15 protein-coding genes and 2 pseudogenes are annotated in these 20189 nt (G+C 71.9%); 8 read left to right on the top strand and 9 right to left on the bottom strand.

Going from position 1 to position 20189, the window contains the following annotated elements; genetic code table 11:
* Positions 1-65: 65 nt before the first annotated feature.
* Positions 66-869, bottom strand: a complete 804-nt coding sequence (locus ACSMXV_RS27940; protein ID WP_473173959.1) for a nuclease-related domain-containing protein — start codon at positions 867-869, stop codon at positions 66-68.
* A 251-nt stretch (positions 870-1120) separates the two neighbouring features.
* On the opposite strand from ACSMXV_RS27940, the gene ACSMXV_RS27935 reads away from it, so the two are divergent.
* The 3 genes from ACSMXV_RS27935 to ACSMXV_RS27925 all read left to right on the top strand — a co-directional run bounded on the left by ACSMXV_RS27935 (position 1121) and on the right by ACSMXV_RS27925 (position 4534).
* Complete coding sequence (locus tag ACSMXV_RS27935) at positions 1121-1480, top strand: SH3 domain-containing protein (protein WP_473173958.1); 360 nt, start codon at positions 1121-1123, stop codon at positions 1478-1480.
* Positions 1481-1631: 151 nt separating this feature from the next.
* Complete coding sequence (locus ACSMXV_RS27930) at positions 1632-2990, top strand: FtsW/RodA/SpoVE family cell cycle protein (protein ID WP_473173957.1); 1359 nt, start codon at positions 1632-1634, stop codon at positions 2988-2990.
* Complete coding sequence (locus tag ACSMXV_RS27925) at positions 2987-4534, top strand: penicillin-binding transpeptidase domain-containing protein (RefSeq protein ID WP_473173956.1); 1548 nt, start codon at positions 2987-2989, stop codon at positions 4532-4534. Before ACSMXV_RS27930 ends, ACSMXV_RS27925 begins: the two co-directional genes overlap by 4 nt.
* A gap of 135 nt (positions 4535-4669) precedes the next feature.
* On the opposite strand, the gene ACSMXV_RS27920 is transcribed toward ACSMXV_RS27925, so the two are convergent.
* Positions 4670-6808: a sensor histidine kinase gene (locus ACSMXV_RS27920; protein WP_473173955.1), complete on the bottom strand. Its 2139-nt coding sequence runs from the start codon at positions 6806-6808 to the stop codon at positions 4670-4672.
* 150 nt (positions 6809-6958) lie between these two features.
* On the opposite strand from ACSMXV_RS27920, the pseudogene ACSMXV_RS27915 reads away from it, so the two are divergent.
* Positions 6959-7153: pseudogene (locus tag ACSMXV_RS27915) on the top strand (DUF3291 domain-containing protein); the annotation flags it as partial.
* Positions 7154-7218: 65 nt separating this feature from the next.
* Here ACSMXV_RS27915 and ACSMXV_RS27910 read toward each other — a convergent pair.
* Both ACSMXV_RS27910 and ACSMXV_RS27905 read right to left on the bottom strand, forming a co-directional pair.
* Entirely contained in the window at positions 7219-7854 is a 636-nt protein-coding gene (locus tag ACSMXV_RS27910; protein ID WP_473173954.1) for a Uma2 family endonuclease, read from the bottom strand.
* 124 nt (positions 7855-7978) lie between these two features.
* Entirely contained in the window at positions 7979-9085 is a 1107-nt protein-coding gene (locus ACSMXV_RS27905; RefSeq protein WP_473173953.1) for a ferritin-like domain-containing protein, read from the bottom strand.
* A 169-nt stretch (positions 9086-9254) separates the two neighbouring features.
* On the opposite strand from ACSMXV_RS27905, the gene ACSMXV_RS27900 reads away from it, so the two are divergent.
* The 4 genes from ACSMXV_RS27900 (at position 9255) to ACSMXV_RS27885 (ending at position 12737) form a co-directional block, all read left to right on the top strand.
* Positions 9255-10184, top strand: a complete 930-nt coding sequence (locus ACSMXV_RS27900) for an AurF N-oxygenase family protein (protein WP_473173952.1) — start codon at positions 9255-9257, stop codon at positions 10182-10184.
* A 164-nt stretch (positions 10185-10348) separates the two neighbouring features.
* Positions 10349-11023 (top strand): TetR/AcrR family transcriptional regulator, encoded by a 675-nt coding sequence (locus ACSMXV_RS27895; RefSeq protein ID WP_473173951.1) that lies wholly within the window; start codon positions 10349-10351, stop codon positions 11021-11023.
* Positions 11024-11033: 10 nt separating this feature from the next.
* Positions 11034-11309 carry a hypothetical protein gene (locus tag ACSMXV_RS27890; protein WP_473173950.1) on the top strand — a complete coding sequence of 92 codons (276 nt, stop codon included), beginning with the start codon at positions 11034-11036 and terminating at the stop codon, positions 11307-11309.
* 249 nt (positions 11310-11558) lie between these two features.
* Positions 11559-12737, top strand: a complete 1179-nt coding sequence (locus ACSMXV_RS27885) for a C40 family peptidase (protein ID WP_473173949.1) — start codon at positions 11559-11561, stop codon at positions 12735-12737.
* Between the two features lie 163 nt (positions 12738-12900).
* Here ACSMXV_RS27885 and ACSMXV_RS27880 read toward each other — a convergent pair whose 3' ends face one another.
* The 5 genes and pseudogenes from ACSMXV_RS27880 to ACSMXV_RS27860 form a co-directional block, all read right to left on the bottom strand.
* Complete coding sequence (locus ACSMXV_RS27880; protein ID WP_473173948.1) at positions 12901-14154, bottom strand: styrene monooxygenase/indole monooxygenase family protein; 1254 nt, start codon at positions 14152-14154, stop codon at positions 12901-12903.
* Positions 14155-14329: 175 nt separating this feature from the next.
* Positions 14330-14965, bottom strand: a complete 636-nt coding sequence (locus ACSMXV_RS27875) for a GTP-binding protein (protein ID WP_473173947.1) — start codon at positions 14963-14965, stop codon at positions 14330-14332.
* The gene (locus tag ACSMXV_RS27870; protein WP_181655446.1) at positions 14946-15353 is read right to left on the bottom strand and encodes a DUF742 domain-containing protein; all 408 of its coding nucleotides are present in this window, start codon (positions 15351-15353) and stop codon (positions 14946-14948) included. Before ACSMXV_RS27870 ends, ACSMXV_RS27875 begins: the two co-directional genes overlap by 20 nt.
* Positions 15350-15835: a roadblock/LC7 domain-containing protein gene (locus tag ACSMXV_RS27865; RefSeq protein WP_473179089.1), complete on the bottom strand. Its 486-nt coding sequence runs from the start codon at positions 15833-15835 to the stop codon at positions 15350-15352. The genes ACSMXV_RS27870 and ACSMXV_RS27865 overlap by 4 nt, the downstream gene beginning before the upstream one ends.
* Positions 15836-16839: 1004 nt before the next feature.
* Positions 16840-19437: pseudogene (locus tag ACSMXV_RS27860) on the bottom strand (sensor histidine kinase); the annotation flags it as partial.
* Between the last annotated feature and the right edge of the window lie 752 nt (positions 19438-20189).

Raw genomic sequence — 20189 nt, 5'->3', positions numbered from 1 at the left:
GCTGGCCCCTGCCACGCGGCGGAGCCGCAAATCGATACAGCGGGAAGGGGCGGGGTGGGGGAAACTCACACACGAACCCACGTGTGCCGGTCACGCGCCATCGCATGCAGCGCCTCCACATCCGCAGGCTTCAGAACCCCACCCGTGCGCCCCAGCCCCGCCAGGTCCGCGTCCTGCAGAACACGAACCTCCCGCGGCACCCCCGCGATCTCGATATCCGCCGGTCCGGCCACCGCCAGAACGGCCCGCACCTCGGCGGCGAGCGCGAACGAGGCGCGACTCGCATCGCTGCGCGCCAGCCTCAGCAGCGGCCGCGGCTCCCCCCGCCCCACCACGACCACGGGATCGGCGACCCGCAGCCGCTGCTTGCGCGCGTACACCGTGTGCAGCGCGAAGATTCCGCCGGGCCCGATCACCAGGTGGTGGATGCGGTCCCCGCCGGGCAGCGGAATCGAGTGGAGGGCGCGCCAGCCCGCACCCTCGAGGCCGTCCAGCACCTCCCCCACGGCCTCTTCCGCGGCGAGCGCCCTGCGCCGCGGATCGGGGCGCAGCCGCCGCGCGGGCGCGGGTTCGCGGTCGAGGGATATCAGCAGGGCCTCGCCGGGGCGGTTCGGGGCGAGGTCGTCGTCCGGGTGGAGGGTGAGGCGGGCGAGGTCGGCGGACGTCGGCAGGGGCGGCGGACCGACGCTGACCGGGCCGGTCAGAAAGGGGCCGAGTACGCCGAGCACGTCCTCCCTCCGGTCCTCGCTCAGCAGGTTGACCCGGGCCGCCTCACGGTCGTACCAGGCGATGTTCCTGCCGTCCGGGAGAAGGACGTGGAGCCGCTCCCGGCCGTGCGCCCGGATCGGTACGACGCGCAGTCCGCTCATGGCCATCACCCCATGACCATGGGAACAGGCGGGGCGCTCCAGGGGCAAGAAGCCGGAGCAGGGGCCGGAGTGCGGTGTGCGCTCGACCCGCCCCCGCCGGGCGTCGCCGACGATCTGCCGGCCGACGGCCGGGACCCCGATGGCGCAGCGTGACCTGCGCGGATGAAGGGCCGCTCCTACTGTGGCGATTGATCGGCGATGACGGGCGACCGATGATCTCTGCCCCGATTCCCCCTACCCCTGGAGGCCCCATGTCCCCGCGGTCCACCGCCGCCCGGCTCGCCGTAGTCGCCGCCGCAGCAGCACTCTCGGCCCTCGCCGCCGGAACGCCCGCCCACGCCGCAAGCGGCGACAACGACAGGGACGAGGCATACGAGACGTACCAGGGCCGGGTCACCGCCCGCACCGGGCTCCTGCTCCGCGACTTCCCGACCCGCGGCGGCCGCGTCCTGCGCAGCGAGCCCTACGGGGCGATCGTCTCGATCCTCTGCAAGACGGCGGGCGAGCAGGTCGACGGCAACAAACGCTGGTACCTCCTCACCGACGGGACCTGGGCGTGGGGCTCGGCCCGCTACATCGAGAACGTCGGGAAGGCTCCACGCTGGTGCTGAGACGGCACGCCGCACACGACACCGCCGGAAGCACCGGCAGGCGCCAGCCTCCCGCCAGGGAACCAGAAGCCTCCCGCTAATGAACCACCGGAACAGCCCGATTATCACGACATAACGGGACATCAGGCGCACCGCTTGCTACGTTCCCGCCATGACCGGTACGACAGCGGACACCGCCGCCCCCACCGCGGTTCCCGCTGTCCGCCTCCCCCGGCGCCGCGGCACCGAGCTCGCCCTGCTCGGACTCGCCGTCCTGCTGCCCGTGTACGGCTACTGCGCCGTCGGGCTCGCCAAGAGCGGTTCCGTGCCGCCCGGCGCCGTCGGTTACGGCGCCGGTCTCGGTGCGCTCGCGCTCCTCGCCCATCTCGCGGTCCGCTTCCGGGCCCCGTACGCCGATCCGCTGCTGCTGCCGATCGCCGTCCTGCTCAACGGCATCGGCCTGGTCCTGATCTACCGCCTCGACCTGGAGACCCCGGCCGACCGGGCCGCCCCCACCCAACTGGTCTGGTCGACGCTCGGCGTGGGCCTGTTCATCGCGGTCGTGGTCGTTCTGCGTGACCACAGGGTGCTGCAGCGCTATGCGTATCTGTCGGTGGCCGGCGCACTGCTCCTGCTGATGGCGCCGATCTTCTTCCCCGCGGTGAACGGAGCGAAGATCTGGATCCGGCTTGGCGGGTTCTCCATCCAGCCGGGCGAGTTCGCGAAGGTCCTGCTCGCCGTGTTCTTCGCCAGTTATCTGGCCGCCAACCGCAACGCCCTCGCGTACACGGGCCGCCGCGTCTGGAAGCTGCAGCTGCCCACCGGGCGGGTGCTCGGACCGATCGTCGCGATCTGGCTGTTCAGCGTCGGAGTGCTCGTCCTGGAGCGGGACTTGGGCACGTCGATGCTGTTCTTCGGGCTCTTCGTGATCCTGCTGTACGTCGCCACGGGCCGCACCGGCTGGGTCGCGGTGGGTCTGCTCCTCGCGGCGCTCGGCGCGTTCGCCGTGGGCAGTCTCGAACCGCATGTGCACAGCCGGATCGAGGACTGGCTGCATCCCTTCGCCTCCATCGACGCGGGCCAGGGCCCCGGCCAGCTCGCGCAGTCGCTGTTCGCGTTCTCCGCGGGCGGGATGCTCGGCACCGGTCTCGGGCTCGGCCACTCGATCCTGATCGGTTTCGCCGCGAAGTCGGACTTCATCCTGGCCACGGCGGGCGAGGAGCTGGGTCTCACCGGCCTGTCCGCGATCATCCTGCTCTACGGCCTGCTGGTGGAGCGCGGCTTCCGGGCCGGGCTCGCCCTGCGCGAGCCCTTCGGCCGGCTGCTGTCCATGGGCCTCGCCTCGATCGTGGCGCTCCAGGTGTTCGTGATCGCGGGCGGGGTGACGGGGCTGATCCCGCTCACCGGTATGGCCATGCCGTTCCTCGCACAGGGCGGCTCGTCGCTCGTCACCAACTGGATCATCGTGGCGCTGCTGATCCGTATCAGCGACTCGGCGCGCAGCCAGTACGACGGGACGGCACCGCCGTGACGAGCTGTATCCGCCGCGCGGCGATCGTGTGCGCCCTGCTGCTGGTCGCGCTGCTGGTGAACGCCACCCGCATCCAGGTCTTCCAGGCCGGAACATACGACGGCAATCCCGCCAACCGCCGCCAGGCGATCACCCGTTACGCCCAGGCGCGCGGCGACATCCTCGTCGGCGGGTCACCCGTCACGTCGTCCGAGGACACCGGCGAGCAGCTCCGCTTCGAACGCCGGTACCAAGACGGCCCGTTGTACGCACCGGTGACCGGCTTCGCCTCGCAGGCGTACGGCACGTCGCTCCTTGAGAACACCGAGGACGAGATCCTCGCCGGTACCGATCCGCTGCTCGGGCCGGTTCCCGGGTGGAACGACCTCACGCGCGACCGCAGTCCGGGCGGCCGGGTCGTCACGACGATCAACGCGGCGGCCCAGCAGGCCGCGTACCGGGGGCTCGGCAACCGCAAGGGCGCGGTCGCCGCGATCGAGCCGGCCACCGGGAGGATCCTGGCGCTGGTGTCGACGCCGTCGTACGACCCGGGCCGGATCTCGGGCAATGACGCCTCGGTCAAGGAGGCCTGGACGCAGCTGAACGCCGACCCGGAGAAGCCGCTGCTGAACCGGGCCATCCACCAGACCTATCCGCCCGGCTCGACGTTCAAGGTGGTCACCGCGGCGGCGGCGCTGGAGGAGGGCGTGGTGGGGGATGTGGACAGGCGGACCGCCTCCCCCGATCCGTACACGCTGCCCGGCAGCGACGCTCAGCTGAGCAACGAGGTGGACGGCTGCGAGGACGCGTCCGTGCGGTACGCCTTCGAGTGGTCGTGCAACACGGTCTTCGCCAAGCTCGGGGTGGAGACCGGGCTCGACGCCATGGCGGGCATGGCGCAGCGGCTCGGCTTCAACGAAGGCCGGCTGACGATCCCGCTCCCGGTCTCGGCGAGCAACTTCGACACGAGGATGGACGACGCGCAGCTGGCCCTGTCCTCCGTCGGCCAGTTCGACACGCGGGCGACGCCGCTGCAGATGGCGATGGTGGCGGCGGCGGTCGCGAACGGCGGCTCCGTCAAGTCGCCCCGCCTGGTGGACAGGACGACCACCGACGGCGGCGCCACGGTGCGGACGGCGGGTGTGCGGACCCTGCGTCAGGCGATGTCGCAGTCCACCGCGATGCAGCTGCGCGAGCTCATGACGGGCGCGGTCGAGGAGGGCACGGGCAAGAACGCGGCGATCCCGGGCGCAACGGTCGGCGGTAAGACCGGCACCGCCCAGCACGGCGTCGGCAACACCGGGACCCCGTACGCCTGGTTCATCTCCTGGGCGCAGGCCGACGGTGCCCTGGAGCCCGCCGTGGCGGTCGCCGTCGTCGTCGAGGACGCGGCGGCCGACAGGGCGGACATCAGCGGCGGTGGAAGCGCGGCACCGATCGCGAAAGCGGTGATGAAGGCGGCCCTGAACCTTCCGGCGGCGCCGCGCTCGGACCCCCGTCGCGACGCCTCGGCAAAGCCCTCGCCGGCCAACCCACCGGGCGACCGCTGGCGCCGGACGGGCTGATTTCCAGCCCGTCCGGCGCTTGAGGACGAGCCCGTCAGGGCGATCGGGGGGTCTGGGGGCGAAGCCCCCAGTTCGGGAAGGGGCGGGGTGGGGAAAAGTCAGCTGGACCGACCAGCGCCGCGCAGACGCCTTCGCTCAGCCTGGCGCCTGCGCCGAAGCGGCCGGCTGCTGGTCCGGGCGCTGGACGATAGCGGCAGGCAACGCGACGTACGCCGTCGTGCCCTGCCCCTGGGAGCGGCGGAGCTCGACCTGGGCGCCGAGGCGGGCGGCGAGTCGGCCGACGACGTAGTGGCCGAGGGTGCCGCCTGCCCTGGCGGCGGAGCCCGCGGGCGTGATCAGGAACGACTCGCGGCCGGACAGCCGCGCGTTCGCGCGGGCCAGCTGCTCGTCGCTCATGCCGATGCCGTGGTCGACGATCGCCAGGCAGTACTCGCCCGCGTCCCGCCAGCCGTAGATCTCCACGGGCTGCGCGGGCGGGCTGAACACCAGGGCGTTCTCGACGAGTTCGGCAAGCAGGTGGGAGACCTCGGCGACAGCGTGGCCGCGGACGCGGGACTGCTCCAGGTCCGGGACCTGCACCCGCTGGTACTGCTCGACCTCGGCGACCGCCGACTGCACCACCTCCGACATGGTGACCGTGCCCGGCCAGGACCGGGGCGGGTTCTCCGCACCGGCCAGTACGAGCAGCGACTCGGCGTTGCGGCGCATACGGGTGGCGAGATGGTCGAGCTCGAAGAGCTCGGCGAGCGCGTCCGGGTCCAGTTCCTGGCTCTCCAGGGTGGTGATCAGGCCGAGCTGGCGGCCGAGCAGCGCCTGGTTGCGGCGGCCGAGGCTGGCCAGGGACTCGGTGGTGTTGCGGCGCAGCACGGCCTGTTCGCCCGCCAGACCCACCGCGGTCCGCTCGACGTTGCGCAGGGCGGCCGCGAGCCGGGTGATCTCGCGTGCGCTCCCGGGCGCCTCGTCGCCGCCCTCCTTCGTCTCGGGGGCGACCGGTTCATCGAGATCGCCGGTGTGGTCGGGGCCGGCCTCCTGGATCCGCCGCACGGCCGCGGGCAGCCGGCTGCGGGCGACCGCGTCGGCCTGGTCGGCGAGGGCGCTCAGGGGACGGGTGATGGAGCGGGCAGCGAGGACGGCGAGGGCGGTGGCCACGGCGAGGATCAGCGCGCCGAGCGCGAGGAACCCACCGAGCTGCTGTGTGGCGGTGGACCCGGCGTCGGCGGCGTGGGCGCGTACGTCCTCGCCGACCTTCCGCTGTACGCCGTGCAGATCATCGACGAGGGTCGTCATCGTGCTCCACCACACGGACGGGTCGACGGAAAGCGTCGACATGTCGGCGCCTCCTTCGGCCCGCTTCTCGTAGGCCGTGGCGCGGCGCGCGGCGGCCGTGTCGAACACGGCGTCGAGCTCGGACTCCTGGGCGGGCGTGGCGAGTTCGGCGTACTGGTCCAGGGCGGCGACGCGGGTCGCGCGAATCTCGGTGAAGGCGAGATATTCGCCGGCACGGAAGCGTCCGGCGGCGAAGACGCCGTTGAGGGAGCCGCGTTCGAGGGCGACGGCCTCGGTGGCGCGGGCCAGCGCCTGGAGCGCCTGGATGCCGTCGGTGATGCGGTGGTCGCCCGCGGGCATGCGCGTGGACTGGGCGCCGATGAGCGCGGTGACCGCCTCGGTATAGAAGGCGAGGGTGCGGGTGCGGTCCGCTGAACCGGCGTCGACCTCGTCACGCGTGATGCCGAGGCTGTCCAGCGGCGTCAGGGCGTCCTCGAGGGCGGTGGTGGCCGCGCTGGGGCGATCACCGCTCTGCTCGTGGAGCACCGCTTCCACTTCGGCGAGGACGCCGTCGGTACGCGCGCGTTGCACGTCGACGTCGTCACGGTACTTCCCGGCCCCGCCCAACAGACCGTTGGTGAGGCCGCGTTCGCGCTGCAGCTCGCGCACCAGGCCCTGGGCCTGCACCAGCAGACCGACCTGGTCGACGGTGTCACGGGCGGCGGACCAGTCGGCCGCCCGGTCGGCGACGCCGAGCCCCGTGAGGGAGAGCAGCAGACAGGTCGGCACGGCGAGTACGACGGCGACGCGGCCGCGGATGCTGCGCCAGCCCGGGAGCTGACGGAGCCGACGGCCGGGTCCCGTGCCGGAGCCGGAACGGGCCCCGGATGGGCTGCCGACGCCAGGGCTGTTTCCCGCGTCGGCGAGGGAGGGTGCGAGTCGGAGGAGCCGGGCGGTGGTCGTCCGCCCGGCGGGCATCTGCCTGTGGTGGGATGTGTTCCCCGTCATGCCGCGCGACGCTAGGGCCTGCCCGGCGAGGGTGCGGTTTCCCGGCCGTAAGGCGTCCGTTCACAAGTGCTCACCCGCGAGCGGGGGTTGAGGTGAGAAGAGGTTCGACTGAGGTGTGGTCATCCGAGCGGCGGCCGTGGAGCGGCTTCAGAGGCGGTCGCCGCGCTGGGGTGGGTCCCGGCAGGTCACCGCCCGACGGTCACGGAAGCCGAAGAACGCCTGCTGCGTCTGCGGAAGCACGGCCCCACGGCGTACTCCTTCACTCTGCGGACGTCTTTCCCACCGCAAGGGGCGGTGGCGATTCCGCCGAAGGAGACGAAGGAGCGAAGGCGAGCTGACCAGTAGCAAGGGCAGCAAGGTCGACGAGCGGTGCCCTGCTGCCTAGGGGCCGTGTATGCCGGGGTGGCTGTTCAGACCTGCGGCTCCTCCTGCGGCTCCCCCCCGGTCCGCCGGCGCCGGTTGATCGCGGTGAGGTCGATGTCGATGTCGAACGGGACCGTGAGCTTGAGCCGGTCATGGTAGATACCGGTGGGGGTGTACGACTTCGTGGCGGGGTCGAGTTCATAGACGTACACGACCGGCAGGCCCTCGTTCTCCTCGACGCGCCAGTAGTGCCGGATGCCCGCAGCCGCGTACTTGCGGGGCTTGACGTCGCGGTCGCGGTCTTCGGAATCATCGGAGACGACCTCTACGGCGAGGATGACGTCCTCGGGGCGGTACCAGGTCTGCCGGGGACCGGTGTCCGCGTCCGCGCGGAACACCAGGACATCGGGCTCTGGCCGATTGCGCTTGTTGAGCTTGACGCTCATCTCTCGGATGACGTCCAAGTCGTCGGGCGCCTGGTCCAGCAGGGCATTATCCAGCAGGCGCATGGTGCGCGAGTGAAACGAGGTCTGCGGACTCACGAAGACAAGGCTCCCGTCGATCAGCTCCGTGTGCGGAGGGAGATTCGGGAGTCGGTCGAGATCGTCCGCCGTCCAGCCGCCGGCCGGCGGGCGAGCCCACTCGTACTGGTCGTCCAGCCCGTACTCGCGTGCGGCGCTCATGATTGCTCCCATGCGGCCGAGTCTGCCTGGTACGTCCAGCCTACCCAGCGCGAACGCAGGGCTGCCCCTCTCTCGAGCGATCGACGCCCGGAGTGTTGACCACCCGGCCCGGACCGGTCCGAGGTCAGGACGCCCGCCCCCGGTCGATCGCCTCCTGCACCTCCGTGACCCGCTCCCGCTCCTCCGCCGCGAAGCGCTCCGCGTCCAGCTTCTCGGCGATCTCCTCGTCCTGCGCCATCAGCAGGTCGAGGTTCGAGTCGCCCATCTCGAAGACGCCCATGTCGACGTAGGCCTCCTGCAGCCGCTTGCCCCACAGACCGATGTCCTTGACGCAGGGGACGATGCGGCTGAACAGCAGCTGCCGGAACAGGCGCAGGAACTCGGACCGCTCGCTGTACGCCTCCGCCTCGGCCTTCGGGATGCCGAAGTTCTCCAGGACCTCGACGCCGCGCAGCCGGTCGCGCATCAGGTAGCAGCCCTCGATGACGAACTCCTCGCGTTCGCGCAGTTCGGCGTCGGTGAGCTGCTTGTAGTAGTCGCGCAGCGCCATCCGCCCGAAGGCCACGTGCCGGGCCTCGTCCTGCATGACGTACGCGAGGATCTGCTTGGGCAGCGGTTTGTCGGTGGTGTCGCGGATCATGCCGAACGCGGCCAGCGCGAGTCCCTCGATCAGCACCTGCATGCCGAGGTACGGCATGTCCCAGCGGGAGTCGCGCAGCGTGTCGCCGAGCAGCGCCTGCAGGTTGTCGTTGATCGGGTAGAGCATGCCGATCTTCTCGTGCAGGAACCGGCCGTAGATCTCGGCGTGCCGGGCCTCGTCCATGGTCTGGGTCGCGGAGTAGAACTTGGCGTCGAGGTCGGGGACGGACTCGACGATGCGGGCGGCGCAGACCATGGCGCCCTGCTCGCCGTGCAGGAACTGGCTGAACTGCCATGCCGCGTAGTGCTGCCGCAGCTCGCCCTTGTCCTTGTCGGTCATCTTCGCCCAGTGGGGGGTCCCGTAGAGGGTCATCGCCTCGTCGGGGGTGCCCAGCGCGTCGTGCGGGTCGACCTCCAGGTCCCAGTCGATCCGCGTCTGGCCGTCCCACTGCTTGTCCTTGCCCTTCTGGTAGAGGGCGAGGAGCCGGTCGCGTCCGTCGTCGTACTCCCAGCTGAAGCGGGCGGCGCCGGACGCCGGGACCACCCAGTTCGGTTCGCCCGGGTCGCTGGTGTAGAGCTGCTGCGTCGACATACACAGCAGGCTCACACCTCACAGTGACCCGGTCAACAAGTAGACGTCCAGTCAACAAGTCCTACGCAAGGGATTGACGACCTTACTGACAGCCAGTCTCATAAGACGCGACCGCCGGTAACCTCCGCGCTGCGGCGCGGAAAACCCTTACGACGAGGTGGGGACAGCCATGACGACGGCGACGGAGGCCGAGGTGCTGCGCGACGCGCTCGGCGTGCTCAAGGACCGGGAGCAGGTGGCGAAACGGCTGCTCGAGTCGTCCGCCCGGCACTCCTTCGACCCGGACAAGGAGCTCGACTGGGACGCGCCCTTCGAGGAGGGCAAGTGGTTCTGGCCGCCGGAGCTGGTGTCGCTGTACGACACACCGCTGTGGAAGCGGATGAGCGAGGAGCAGCGGATCCTGCTCTCCCAGCACGAGGCCGCGGCGCTGGCCTCGCTCGGCATCTGGTTCGAGATCATCCTGATGCAGCTGCTCGTACGGCACATCTACGACAAGGCGGCGACGAGCGCGCACGTGCGGTACGCCCTCACCGAGATCGAGGACGAGTGCCGGCACTCGAAGATGTTCGCGCGCCTGATCAGCCGCGGCGGCACCCCCCACTACCCGGTGAGCCGCGTGCACAACAACCTCGGCCGGGTGTTCAAGACGATCTCCACGACCCCCGGCTCCTTCACCGCGACGCTGCTCGGCGAGGAGATCCTCGACTGGATGCAGCGGCTGACCTTCCCCGACGAGCGCATCCAGCCGCTGATCCGCGGGGTCACGCGCATCCATGTCGTGGAGGAGGCGCGCCATGTCCGTTACGCGCGCGAGGAGTTGCGCCGCCAGATGATGACGGCGCCGCGCTGGTCGCAGGAGTTCACGAGGATCACTTCCGGTGAGTTCGCCCGGGTCTTCTCGGTCGCTTTCATCAACCCCGAGGTGTACACCAACGTCGGCCTCGACAAGCGCCAGGCCGTGGCCCAGGTCAGGGCCAGCGGGCACCGCCGCGAGGTGATGCAGACCGGGGCCAGGCGACTGACGGACTTCCTGGACGACATCGGGGTGCTGCGGGGCGTAGGACGGCAGCTGTGGAAGTCCTCGGGGCTGCTGGCCTGAGCCCCGGCCACGACACGGGGCGCGGGACGCGCGCTGCGGCGGTCGTCGGGGCTGCTGGCCTGAGCCCCGGCCACGGCATGGTGCGCAGGACGCGCGCTGTGGCGGTCGTCGGGGCCGCTGGCCTGACCGTTGGCCGGCCACCGGCGGACGTTAGGCTTCCCGCCATGACCTCGCCAGCCGGCACCCGTGCGTATCGACGGCTCAGCGTGGAGGAGCGGCGCAGCCAGCTCATCGACGCCGCTCTGTCCCTCTTCGCGCACCGCGCGCCCGAGGACGTCTCGCTCGACGACGTCGCGGAGGCGGCCGGAGTGTCGCGCCCGCTCGTCTACCGCTACTTCCCCGGCGGCAAACAGCAGTTGTACGAGGCCGCGCTGCGGTCGGCCGCGGACGCCCTCGAGCAGTGTTTCGACGAGCCTCCGGAGGGACCGCTGGCGGAGCGGCTGTGCCGCGCGCTGGACCGCTATCTCGCCTTCGTCAACGAGCACGACGCCGGGTTCAGCGCCCTGCTGCAGGGCGGCAGCGTCGTGGAGACCTCGCATACGACCGCCATCGTCGACGGCGTGCGCAGGGCCGCCGCCGAACAGGTCCTGTCCCACCTCGGGGCGACCGAGCCGGGCCCGCGGCTGCGGATGACCGTACGGGTGTGGATCACCGCCGTCGAGGCGGCCTCGCTGATCTGGCTGGACGAGGACAAGCAACCGCCGCTGGAGGAGCTTCGCGACTGGCTCGTCGAACAGTTCATCGCGGTGCTCACGGTGACCGCGGGGCGTGACCCGGGGACCGCCGAGGTGCTGCGGGACGTGGTGGCGCGGGAGGCCGCGGACGGCCCGGGTTTGTGACACTGGTGCCGTGAAGAGCGAGAACACCCCCTTCGTGGGCGGGCCGCTGGACGGCCGCGTCCTGCCGGTGCTGCTCGGGATCACCGGCCATCCCCCGAAGGTGTACCGGGTGCCGGTGCCGGACGCCGCCGGCGGCCCGCCGACCGTGCTCGTCTACCGCCGGGTCCCGGTGGCCCCCGCCGGCCGCGCACTGTCGCTGCATCGCGGGTGGCGGTACGAGTTCGACCCGGAGGGGAAGGCCGGCCGGGGGCTCAGGTGGCCCTGGTCGAAGCCCGGTCGGGACTGAGGGGCGGCTGAGGGGCCGGTTGCTGCGGGACCTGTTTGGAGCAACGGGGGTCAACGGGGGGTGAACCGCCCCGGCCCGGCACAGCACGTTTTCGTCCTGCGGGAAAGCACGCTCACGGGGCTCCCCTGCACGAGGACCGAAGGGGTGACCGATTTGATCCGTATTGCTCAGCTGTAGGGCATTTCCTACTTCGCCTGGTTGCATGCTCACCGTGGGTGGACGTCCCACCCGGCAAGCGGAGGTGATGACGTGTCAGGCGAACTTCTGCGGCTGGTCTGCACCGGGGCGACGACGGCGGCGCTGGTGGTCGGGAGCAGCGGCGCGGGGACCGGTTTCGCCGGTCCCGCCGCCGCTTCTTCGGCGGTCACCTCACCCGGGCCCGGCGAGCGTTCCGTCTCCCAGCTGCTGAAAGACCTTCAGCGGCTGTACCGCGACGCCGAGAAGGCCACGGAGACGTACAACGCGACCGAGGAGAAACTGAAGCGGCAGCGTGCCGAGGTCACCAGGCTGAGCGCCCAGCTGGCCAGGGCACGTCTCGACCTCTACGACAGCCGGGAAGCCGCCGGACGGCTGGCCCGGCAGCAGTACCAGGGCAGCAGCGACATCTCCCCGTACGTACGGCTGCTCCTCGCCCGCGATCCGCAGCACGCGCTCGACCAGGGACATGTGATCCAGCGGGTGGCGAAGGAACGCGCCGCCGCCGTGGAACGGCTGGCCCGCGGTGAGAAGCAGTCCGACGTACTGGCGACCCGCGCGCGCGGCGCGCTGGACCGTCAACTCACGCTTGCAGAGCAGCAGAAGAACGACCGCGACACGGTGCGGAAGCGGCTCAAGGACGTCGAGAAGCTGATCGCCTCGCTGAAGGCCGAGCAGCTCGCCCGGCTGCGACGGGCGGAGGAGGCCGAGGAGGCCAGGGCCCAGCAGCAGTTCCTCGCGGCCGGGGCGCTGAGCGGTTCGCGGACGCCGTCCCGGAGCGGGGACGCGGCGCTGCGGTACGCCGTACGGCAGATCGGCAAGCCGTATCAGTGGGGGGCGGAGGGGCCCTCGTCGTTCGACTGCTCGGGGCTGACCTCGCAGGCGTGGGCCCACGCGGGGCGGACGATCCCGCGGACCAGCCAGGAGCAGTGGGCCCAGTTGCCGCGGGTGCCCCTGCGGAGCCTCCGGCCCGGGGACCTCGTGATCTACTTCCGCGACGCCACACACGTGGCGATCTACCTGGGAAACGGCCAGGTGGTCCAGGCCCCGCGCCCCGGCGCCAGAGTGAAGGTCTCCCCGATCGCGTCGAACCCCGTCCTGGGAGCCGTCCGACCGGACCCGGGCGGCAAGGCGCTGACGGGAACGTCGTACGTACCGCCGACGCTGCCGCGGGGGGCTACGGCGGGGGCGGACACGGGGTATGGGGCGACGGGGGCGCCGCGGCGGGGGTGAGGCCCGCGCTCGGGCGGGCCTCCGACGAGGTGACGTCCTCCGCCCTCGCGGGCGGCTGCGCCACCTCCGGGGGCTGGGCCGGGACGTCGGCAACGCAGCTTTCGGTGGGCGCAGCCCGTTACCGGGGGAGGCACTCCCCCGGTAACGGAAGAACGCGCGCAGGTTACGCCTGCGCCACCTCCGCGAGGTACGCCTCCGTCTTCGCCGGCTCATAGAAGAAGTTCTCGAAGTCCGCCGGGTCGTTGAACCCGTTGGCGAACCGATCAGCCACCGGCTGAAGCTGACCGGCGGCACCGAGAAGGTTCAGCACATGCTCCGGCGGCACGCCCAGCATGGCGTTCGTCCACTTCGTCACGTGCTGCGCCGTCTCCCAGTACCGGTCGAACGTCCCCCGCATCCACTCCTCGTCGAACGGCTTGTCCCCGTGCTCGAGGATCGAGGCGAGATACGACGCCGCACACTTGGACGCGGAGTTGGACCCCTGACCCGTGATCGGGTCGTTGGCCACGACGACGTCGGCCACACCCAGGACCGCCCCGCCGCCCGGCAGGCGGCCGATGGGGTTGCGCACGGTCGGCGCATACCGCCCGGACAGCGTGCCGCCCGCATCCGTCAGCTCGACCTTGGTGGCCCGCGCGTACTCCCAGGGCGTGAACTTCTCCATGAGCTCCAGCGTCAGCGCCAGGTGCTCGGACGGGTCCTTGACGCCCTGGAAGACGTCCAGCGGGCCGCCAGGGATGCCCTCCCAGAAGAGGATGTCGGCGCGGCCGGAGGTGGTGAGGGTCGGCATGACGAAGAGCTCGCCGACTCCCGGCACCAGGTTGCAGCGGACCGCGTCGAACTCCGGGTGCTCGGGGCGCGGGCCGAGCCCGTGGACGTAGGCGACGGCGAGGGCGCGCTGCGGCTCGGCGTACGGGGAGCGGGAGGCGTCCCGGCCGAACATCGACACCACTTCGCCCTTGCCTGCCGCGACCAGCACGAGGTCGTACGTGCGGGAGAAGTAGTCCAGGTCCGACACCGCCGCGCCGTGGATCACCAGCTGGCCGCCCCGCTGCACGAACGTCTCCATCCAGCCGGCCATCTTCACGCGCTGGTCGACGGACTGGGCGTACCCGTCGAGCGTGCCGACCCAGTCGATGGCGCGCTGCGACGGGCCCGGGTCGAAGGAGCCGGGGGCGGCGACGGAGACGCCGAGGCCCTCGATCTTCGGGGCCTGCGGCTCCCAGAAGTTCAGCTGCAGGTCGCGCTCGTGCTGGAGCGCCATGTGGAACATGCACTGCGTGGACATGACCCGGCCGGACCGGATCTCGTCCGCCGTGCGGTTGGACATCAGGGTGACCTCGTACCCGTGCGACTGCAGTCCGAGGGCGATCTGGAGCCCGGACTGACCGGCTCCGACGACGAGTATCTTCCGCATGGCGGGGTTCTTCTTCCTACTGGTGTGAACTGGCCGGTTCCTGGCGGCGTGAACTGGCCGGACCTGCCGGGGACAGGGCGGGGTCAGGTCCTGCGGGTGGTGGTCCTGCTGGTGGCTGCTGGTGGTGGTCCTGCGGGTGGTGGCGCTCCCGGCGGCTCGGCTCGGGGGCCGAGGTTCATTCGGGTGTGACGTCCAGCGCGTGGCCGACCAGCGCCAGCAGCGTCTCGACCACGGATATCCGCTGTCTCGCGTCCATGATCAGAACCGGTATGTGCGGCGGCACCGTCAGCGCCTCCCGTACGTCCTCGGGCTCGAACTTCTCGGAGCCGTCGAAGTGGTTGACGGCCACGACGTACGGCAGTCCGCAGCTCTCGAAGTAGTCGAGGGCCGGGAAGCAGTCCGGCAGGCGCCGGGTGTCGGCGAGGACCACCGCGCCGATCGCCCCGCGCACCAGGTCGTCCCACATGAACCAGAAGCGCTGCTGGCCCGGCGTACCGAAGAGGTAGAGCACGAGGTCGTCGTCGAGCGTGATGCGGCCGAAGTCCATGGCGACCGTGGTCGTGGTCTTCTCCGGGGTCGCGACCAGGTCGTCGGTCCCCTCGCTGGCCTGTGTCATCAGCGCCTCCGTCTGGAGGGGCTGGATCTCCGAGACGGCGGTGACCAGCGTGGTCTTGCCGACGCCGAAGCCGCCCGCGACCACGATCTTCGTGGCGATGGGGGCGCGCGTCCGGTCGGTCTGCCAGGCCTGCAGTTGCTCCTCGGGGTCCTCCAGCCTTGCGGAGGGGAGCAGTTCAGAGACGGCGGAGTCCACCCAGCACCCTTTCCAGCAGCGCGCGGTTCGGCTGTCCCGGACCGTGGCCGGTTCCGTACACGCGGATCTTTCCCTGGTCCGCGAGGTCGCTCAGGAGTACGCGGACCACGCCGAGCGGCATCTTCAGCAGCGCGGCGATCTCGGCCACCGTGCGCATCCGGCGGCAGAGCTCGACGATGGCCCGCATCTCCGGCATGACGCGCGTGGACAACGAGCCGTTGGTCAGTTCGAGGCGCTCCTCGGGCGCCTCGAGCGCGGCCACGAACGTCTCGACGAGCAGCACGTGCCCGAAGCGTGTGCGGCCACCGGTGAGCGAGTACGGGCGTACTCGGGCCGGTTTGCGGTCGCCGCCCCTGGTCGGCAGCTTCGACGGTTTCGACGTGGTCACTTGGCGCTCTCCATCGACTTGCTCCCTATCGGCTCGCTATGCATCGACCGGCGCAGCTCACTGCGGAGTTCGGGGGTGAGCACATGCCCGGCACGGCCGACGAAGAGCGCCATGTGGTACGCGACGACGCTCATGTCGCAGTCCGGGTTGGCGTGTACGCCGAGCAGGGACCCGTCGCTGATGGACATGACGAAGAGGCTGCCCTCGTCCATCGCGACCATGGTCTGCTTGACGTTGCCGAAGCCCATGACCTTGGCCGCGCCGATGGTGAGGCTGCCGACCCCGGACACGATGGCGGCGAGGTCCGCGCTGGACCCCCGGGGTCCCTCCGGCCTGGCGACCGGCTGCTCGGCATGGCGTCCGGGATCGGAGGAGAGCAGCAGCAGCCCGTCGGAGGACACGACGGCGACGGACAGCAGGCCGGGCACCTCCTCGACGAGGTTGGTGAGCAGCCAGTGCAGATTGCGTGCCTCGCGGCTCAGCCCCTGCCGGCTCGGGGCTCCGTCCGTACGGTCACCGGTGGGCGTGTTGGGAGTACTGGGCGTATGCGTGGGCGCAGTCAACTGCTTGCCTCCTCGACTGTCTCCCCCTTGGCTTCGTCGGTACGTGCGATGGATCCCGGCTGCGCCACCTCGGGCGCCGGATGCGCCGCCTGGGACGCCTCGGCCGTCGGCCCGGGCGACCAGGCCGCCCGCTCCCGCAACTCGGCCAGCCGCTCAGGCCTCGCCGCCTGCTCCGGCGGCTCGGCCATCGGCTCCGGCGACTCGGCCGCCGGTTCCGGCTGCCAGACCGTCCGCCCCCGCGGCTCGGCCATCGGCTCCGGCAACTCGGCCGCCGACTCCGACGACCAGGCCGTCTGCTCCCGCAACTCGGTCAACCGCTCAGGCGACTCGGTCAGCCGTTCCCGGGAGTCAGCCGTCCAGGCGGGCGCGTCCGACGTCCGCTCCCTCGACTCAGCCGACGGCTCCGGCCACTCGGCCGCCGCCGACTCCGACGACCAGGACGTCTGCTCCCGCAACTCGGTCAGCCGTTCCCGGGAGTCAGCCGTCCACGCGGGCGCGTCCGACGTCCGCTCCCTCGACTCAGCCGACGGCTCCGGCGACCAGGCCGTCCGTTCCGGCGACTCAGCCACCGCCTCCGGCCGCTCCCGCGACTCAGCCACCGCCTCCGGCAACGACGCCGTCCGCTCCTGCGACTCAGCCACCGCCTCCGGCAACGACGCCGTCCGCTCCCGCGACTCGGCCACCGCCTCTGGCGACCAGGCCATTCGCTCCCGGGACTCGGCCGCCTGCACGGGCGCGCCCGACATCCGCTCCCTCGACTCGGCCGTCGGCGCTGGCGACTCGGCCATCGGCTCCGGCTGCCAGACCGTCCGTTCCGGCGACTCAGCCGTCCCTGTCGGCGCCTCCGGCGAACGGTCCCTCGCCTTCGGCGACTGGGCCCCCTCGCCGGCGATCTCGGCCTCGACGTCGCGCCTGCCGGCCCGCGACCCCTGCTGGAAGCCGCCGAGCCGGCGGCGCAGTGCTTCGGCGTCCACAGAACCCGTGCGTGGCTTGGGCACGGACGGGGCCTGCGCGACCCTGGGCGTCCGCTTGGGCAGCCCCTTGTCGGTGACCCGGTCCCAGGTGGGCGGCTGGAGGCCGGCCTGCGGCCCCTCCTCGGGCGACACGTGGGCGGCCTGCGGCTGCTCCGCGGGCGACTGGCGGCCGTCCCCCGGCTGCTCCGCGGGCGGCGGGCCGCCGTCACCCGGCTGCTCCGCGGGCGGCGGGCCGCCGTCACCCGGCTCCTCGCCTTCGTCGGCGGCCCGCTCGTGCGTGTCAGGGTCGTCGACGGCACGCTCGTAGGCGTCGTCGGCGCCGACGGCCCGTCCGTACGCGTCGGCGTCGTCGCCTTCGCCGCGGCCCCGCTCTGCCGTTTCCCCGGCCTCGCGCAACGACTGCTCCGCCGCGGAGATGAGCGGATCTCGCCCCGCGCGCCCCGGCAGCACGTTCGAGTTGGCCTCGGCCTCCGAGCCGGGCAGGGCCACGGAGGGCGCGCCCCCGACCACGGGGGCGGCAGCCGGCGTCGAGATCCCGGGCGCGGCGGCGAGCAGGGGCTTGGGCAGCACGACGACCGCCGTGATCCCTCCGTGCTTCTGCTCCCGCAGCTGCACCCGCAGCCCGTGCCGCGCGGCCAGCCGTGCCACCACGTAGAGGCCGAGCCCGAGCTCGTCGTCGCTCTCCTGGTCGTGGCCGCCATCCGGGTCGAACGTGGACAGCCTGGCGTTGACCTCCTGCAGCCGTTCACCGGTCATGCCGATGCCCTCGTCCTGGACGGAGAGCATCACCTCGCCGTTCTCCAGGAGCCAGCCGGAGACCTCGACGGAGGCGTCGGGCGGCGAGAACGACGTGGCGTTCTCCAGCAGTTCGGCGATGAGGTGGCTGAGATCGTCCGCGGCGAAGCCGGCCACATGGGCGTGCGGCGGAAGAGAGGAGATACGGACGCGCTCGTACCGCTCGATCTCGCTGACCGCGGCGCGCACGACGTCGACGAGCGGCACAGGCCCCATGTTGTGGTGACCGTGCTCGGCGCCCGCGAGGACCAGCAGGTTCTCGCTGTGGCGGCGCATGACGGTCGCCAGGTGGTCCAGCTTGAAGAGCGTGGAGAGCCGCTCGGGGTCCTGCTCCCGCTCCTCCAGCCGCTCGATGATCGCGAGTTGCCGTTCGACGAGCCCGAGCGTGCGCAGCGACAGATTGACGAAGGTCGAGTGGACGCTGTGCCGCATCCGCTCAAAGCCCGCCTTGGCGTCGGCGAGCTCGGCGCGCAGGGCCTCCCGCTCGTCGGCCATGGTCTCGCGCTGGCCGACGAGATGCTTGCGGTCGGCCTCGAACGTGGCGAGGCGCTCGTGGAGGCCGACGGCGTGCGCGTGCAGCGCGTTGACGGAGCGTACGACCTGCGCGAACTCGTCGTTCCGGCCGGTGAATCGGATCGGTTCCTCCGCGGCCGGGTCGCCGGCGACGCGGGCCGAGCCGATGCGCAGGACGGCGAGCGGGCGGGTGAGCGTACGGGCCATGGCCATGGAGACGCCGACCGCGACCAGGAGGCAGACGCCGACCAGCGCGATACGGATCTCCAGCGCGGTCACGTCGTCGTCGCGCAACTGGGCCAGGTCCTTGGTGCGCTGGGCGTTCAGGGACGCCTCGACGCCGCGCATGAGGTCGATACGGGCGGAGAGGGCCGCGTCGAGTTTCTTGCTGCTGTAGCGGAGGTCCCCGGCGGACAGCTTCGGCTGGTCGGTGAGACGGGCCAGGTACTTCTCCGCGGCGGTGACATCGGGTCCGGTGACCGTGGAGTCGTACGAGGTGCGGTCGGCGGCCGGGGCGGAGTCCTGGAAGTCGGCGAGGGCGGCCTGCTCCCGGACGCGGGCCTGCTGGGCTGCCGCGCTGAGCTCGCCCCGGGCCTTCGTGGCGGCGGCCGACTCGCTGGTGACGGTGGTGGGCAGTCCGGTGGCCGGGTCGATCGTGGTGGTGGTCGTGGCCGTACGGGGCACGGCGTAGGCGGCGAGCAGCAGACCGCGGGCGGCTGCCGCCTGCTCGACGGCGCTGTCCAGATAGACCAAGGCATGCGATCCGGCGCCCGCGCGGGGCGGCAGCTGATCGGCCAGGTCCTCGGCGAGCGCGTGCAGTTCGCCGATGACCTCGGAGTACGCCACATGGGCTTCGAGCGCGGTGCTCGTGCCGGTGAGCGCCGCTCTCCGCACGGCCGCGATGTCCTTGATGTCGCGGAGCAGCGCGGCGGGGGCGTCGGTGCGCAGTTCGTCGGCCTGCCGGTCGACGCGGGCGCTGCGCTGCTCGGAGAGGCCCTTGCCCTTCGGGCGGCCGCCGGCGATGTAGGAGGTGACCTCGTCGCGCTCGTCGGCCAGGGAGTGGGCGAGGGTGAGCGCCTGCTGGGTGCGCTCGGCGTCCGTCACCAGTCGCTGGGAGTCCTGCAGCTGCCCGGAGGCCGCGATGACGGCGGGCGCGCCCGCTCCGGCGATCGCGGCGGCGACGACGGCGACGGCGACGATGAGGCGGTTACGCACGCGCGCGGGGCGGCGGCGGTCCACCGCAGCCGGGACGGGCGCGCCGGAGGCGCTGGGCGTTCCCGCGGGCCCGGACCCGCCACGGCTCGGCCCGCCGGGGGAGCCGGCGGCGCCGCCCCCGGACGCCTTCGCGGCGGAGACGCCCGACGCTGCTGCCACGGCCTCTGTGTTCACCGCGCCAGGTGCACCGAGAGGAGTACCGGGCGTGCGGGCGGCCCCGGGCGTACCGGCGGCAGCACCGGCAGCGCCAGGTGTACCGGCACCGCCAGGTGTACCGACGGCAGTGCCGCTCGCGACCGCATCGCCGGTACCGGTCGCGGAGCCGGGCGCGATGGTGGCACCACCGGACGCGTCGGCACCGGCCCCCGCTGCGGCGGGCCCGCCCGCGGCGTACGACGTGCGAAGGGCATCAGCCGTGATGCCGGCGCCAGTTGTGTCTGTGGTTACCGGCGCTGCCGGCGCCGGGTCGGCGGAGCCACGCGCAGCGCCAAGCGCACCGGGCGTCCCCGTGACGGCCGGCGTACCCGCGCCCGGGGCTCCCTCCACCGCGTCCGGCTCGGTCGCCGCGCCGGGCACGGAGGCCCCGGAGGCACCCCCGTCGAACGCCGTCTGCCCGCCCTTGCGTCGCCGAGGCCGCATCTTCTGCACCGGTGCTCGCATTCCTGACTCGTCCAACCCTGGGCCCGGGTGACGGTCCGTCAACGCGAGCGCCTCCTCGTACGGCTCCAGACCATCCCAGCGCCGATGAGCAGCGACCGCCCATCAGCCTTGCCCGC

Source organism: Streptomyces sp. DSM 42067 (assembly GCF_055792885.1).
This window is presented reverse-complemented; position numbering and strand designations above follow the sequence as displayed.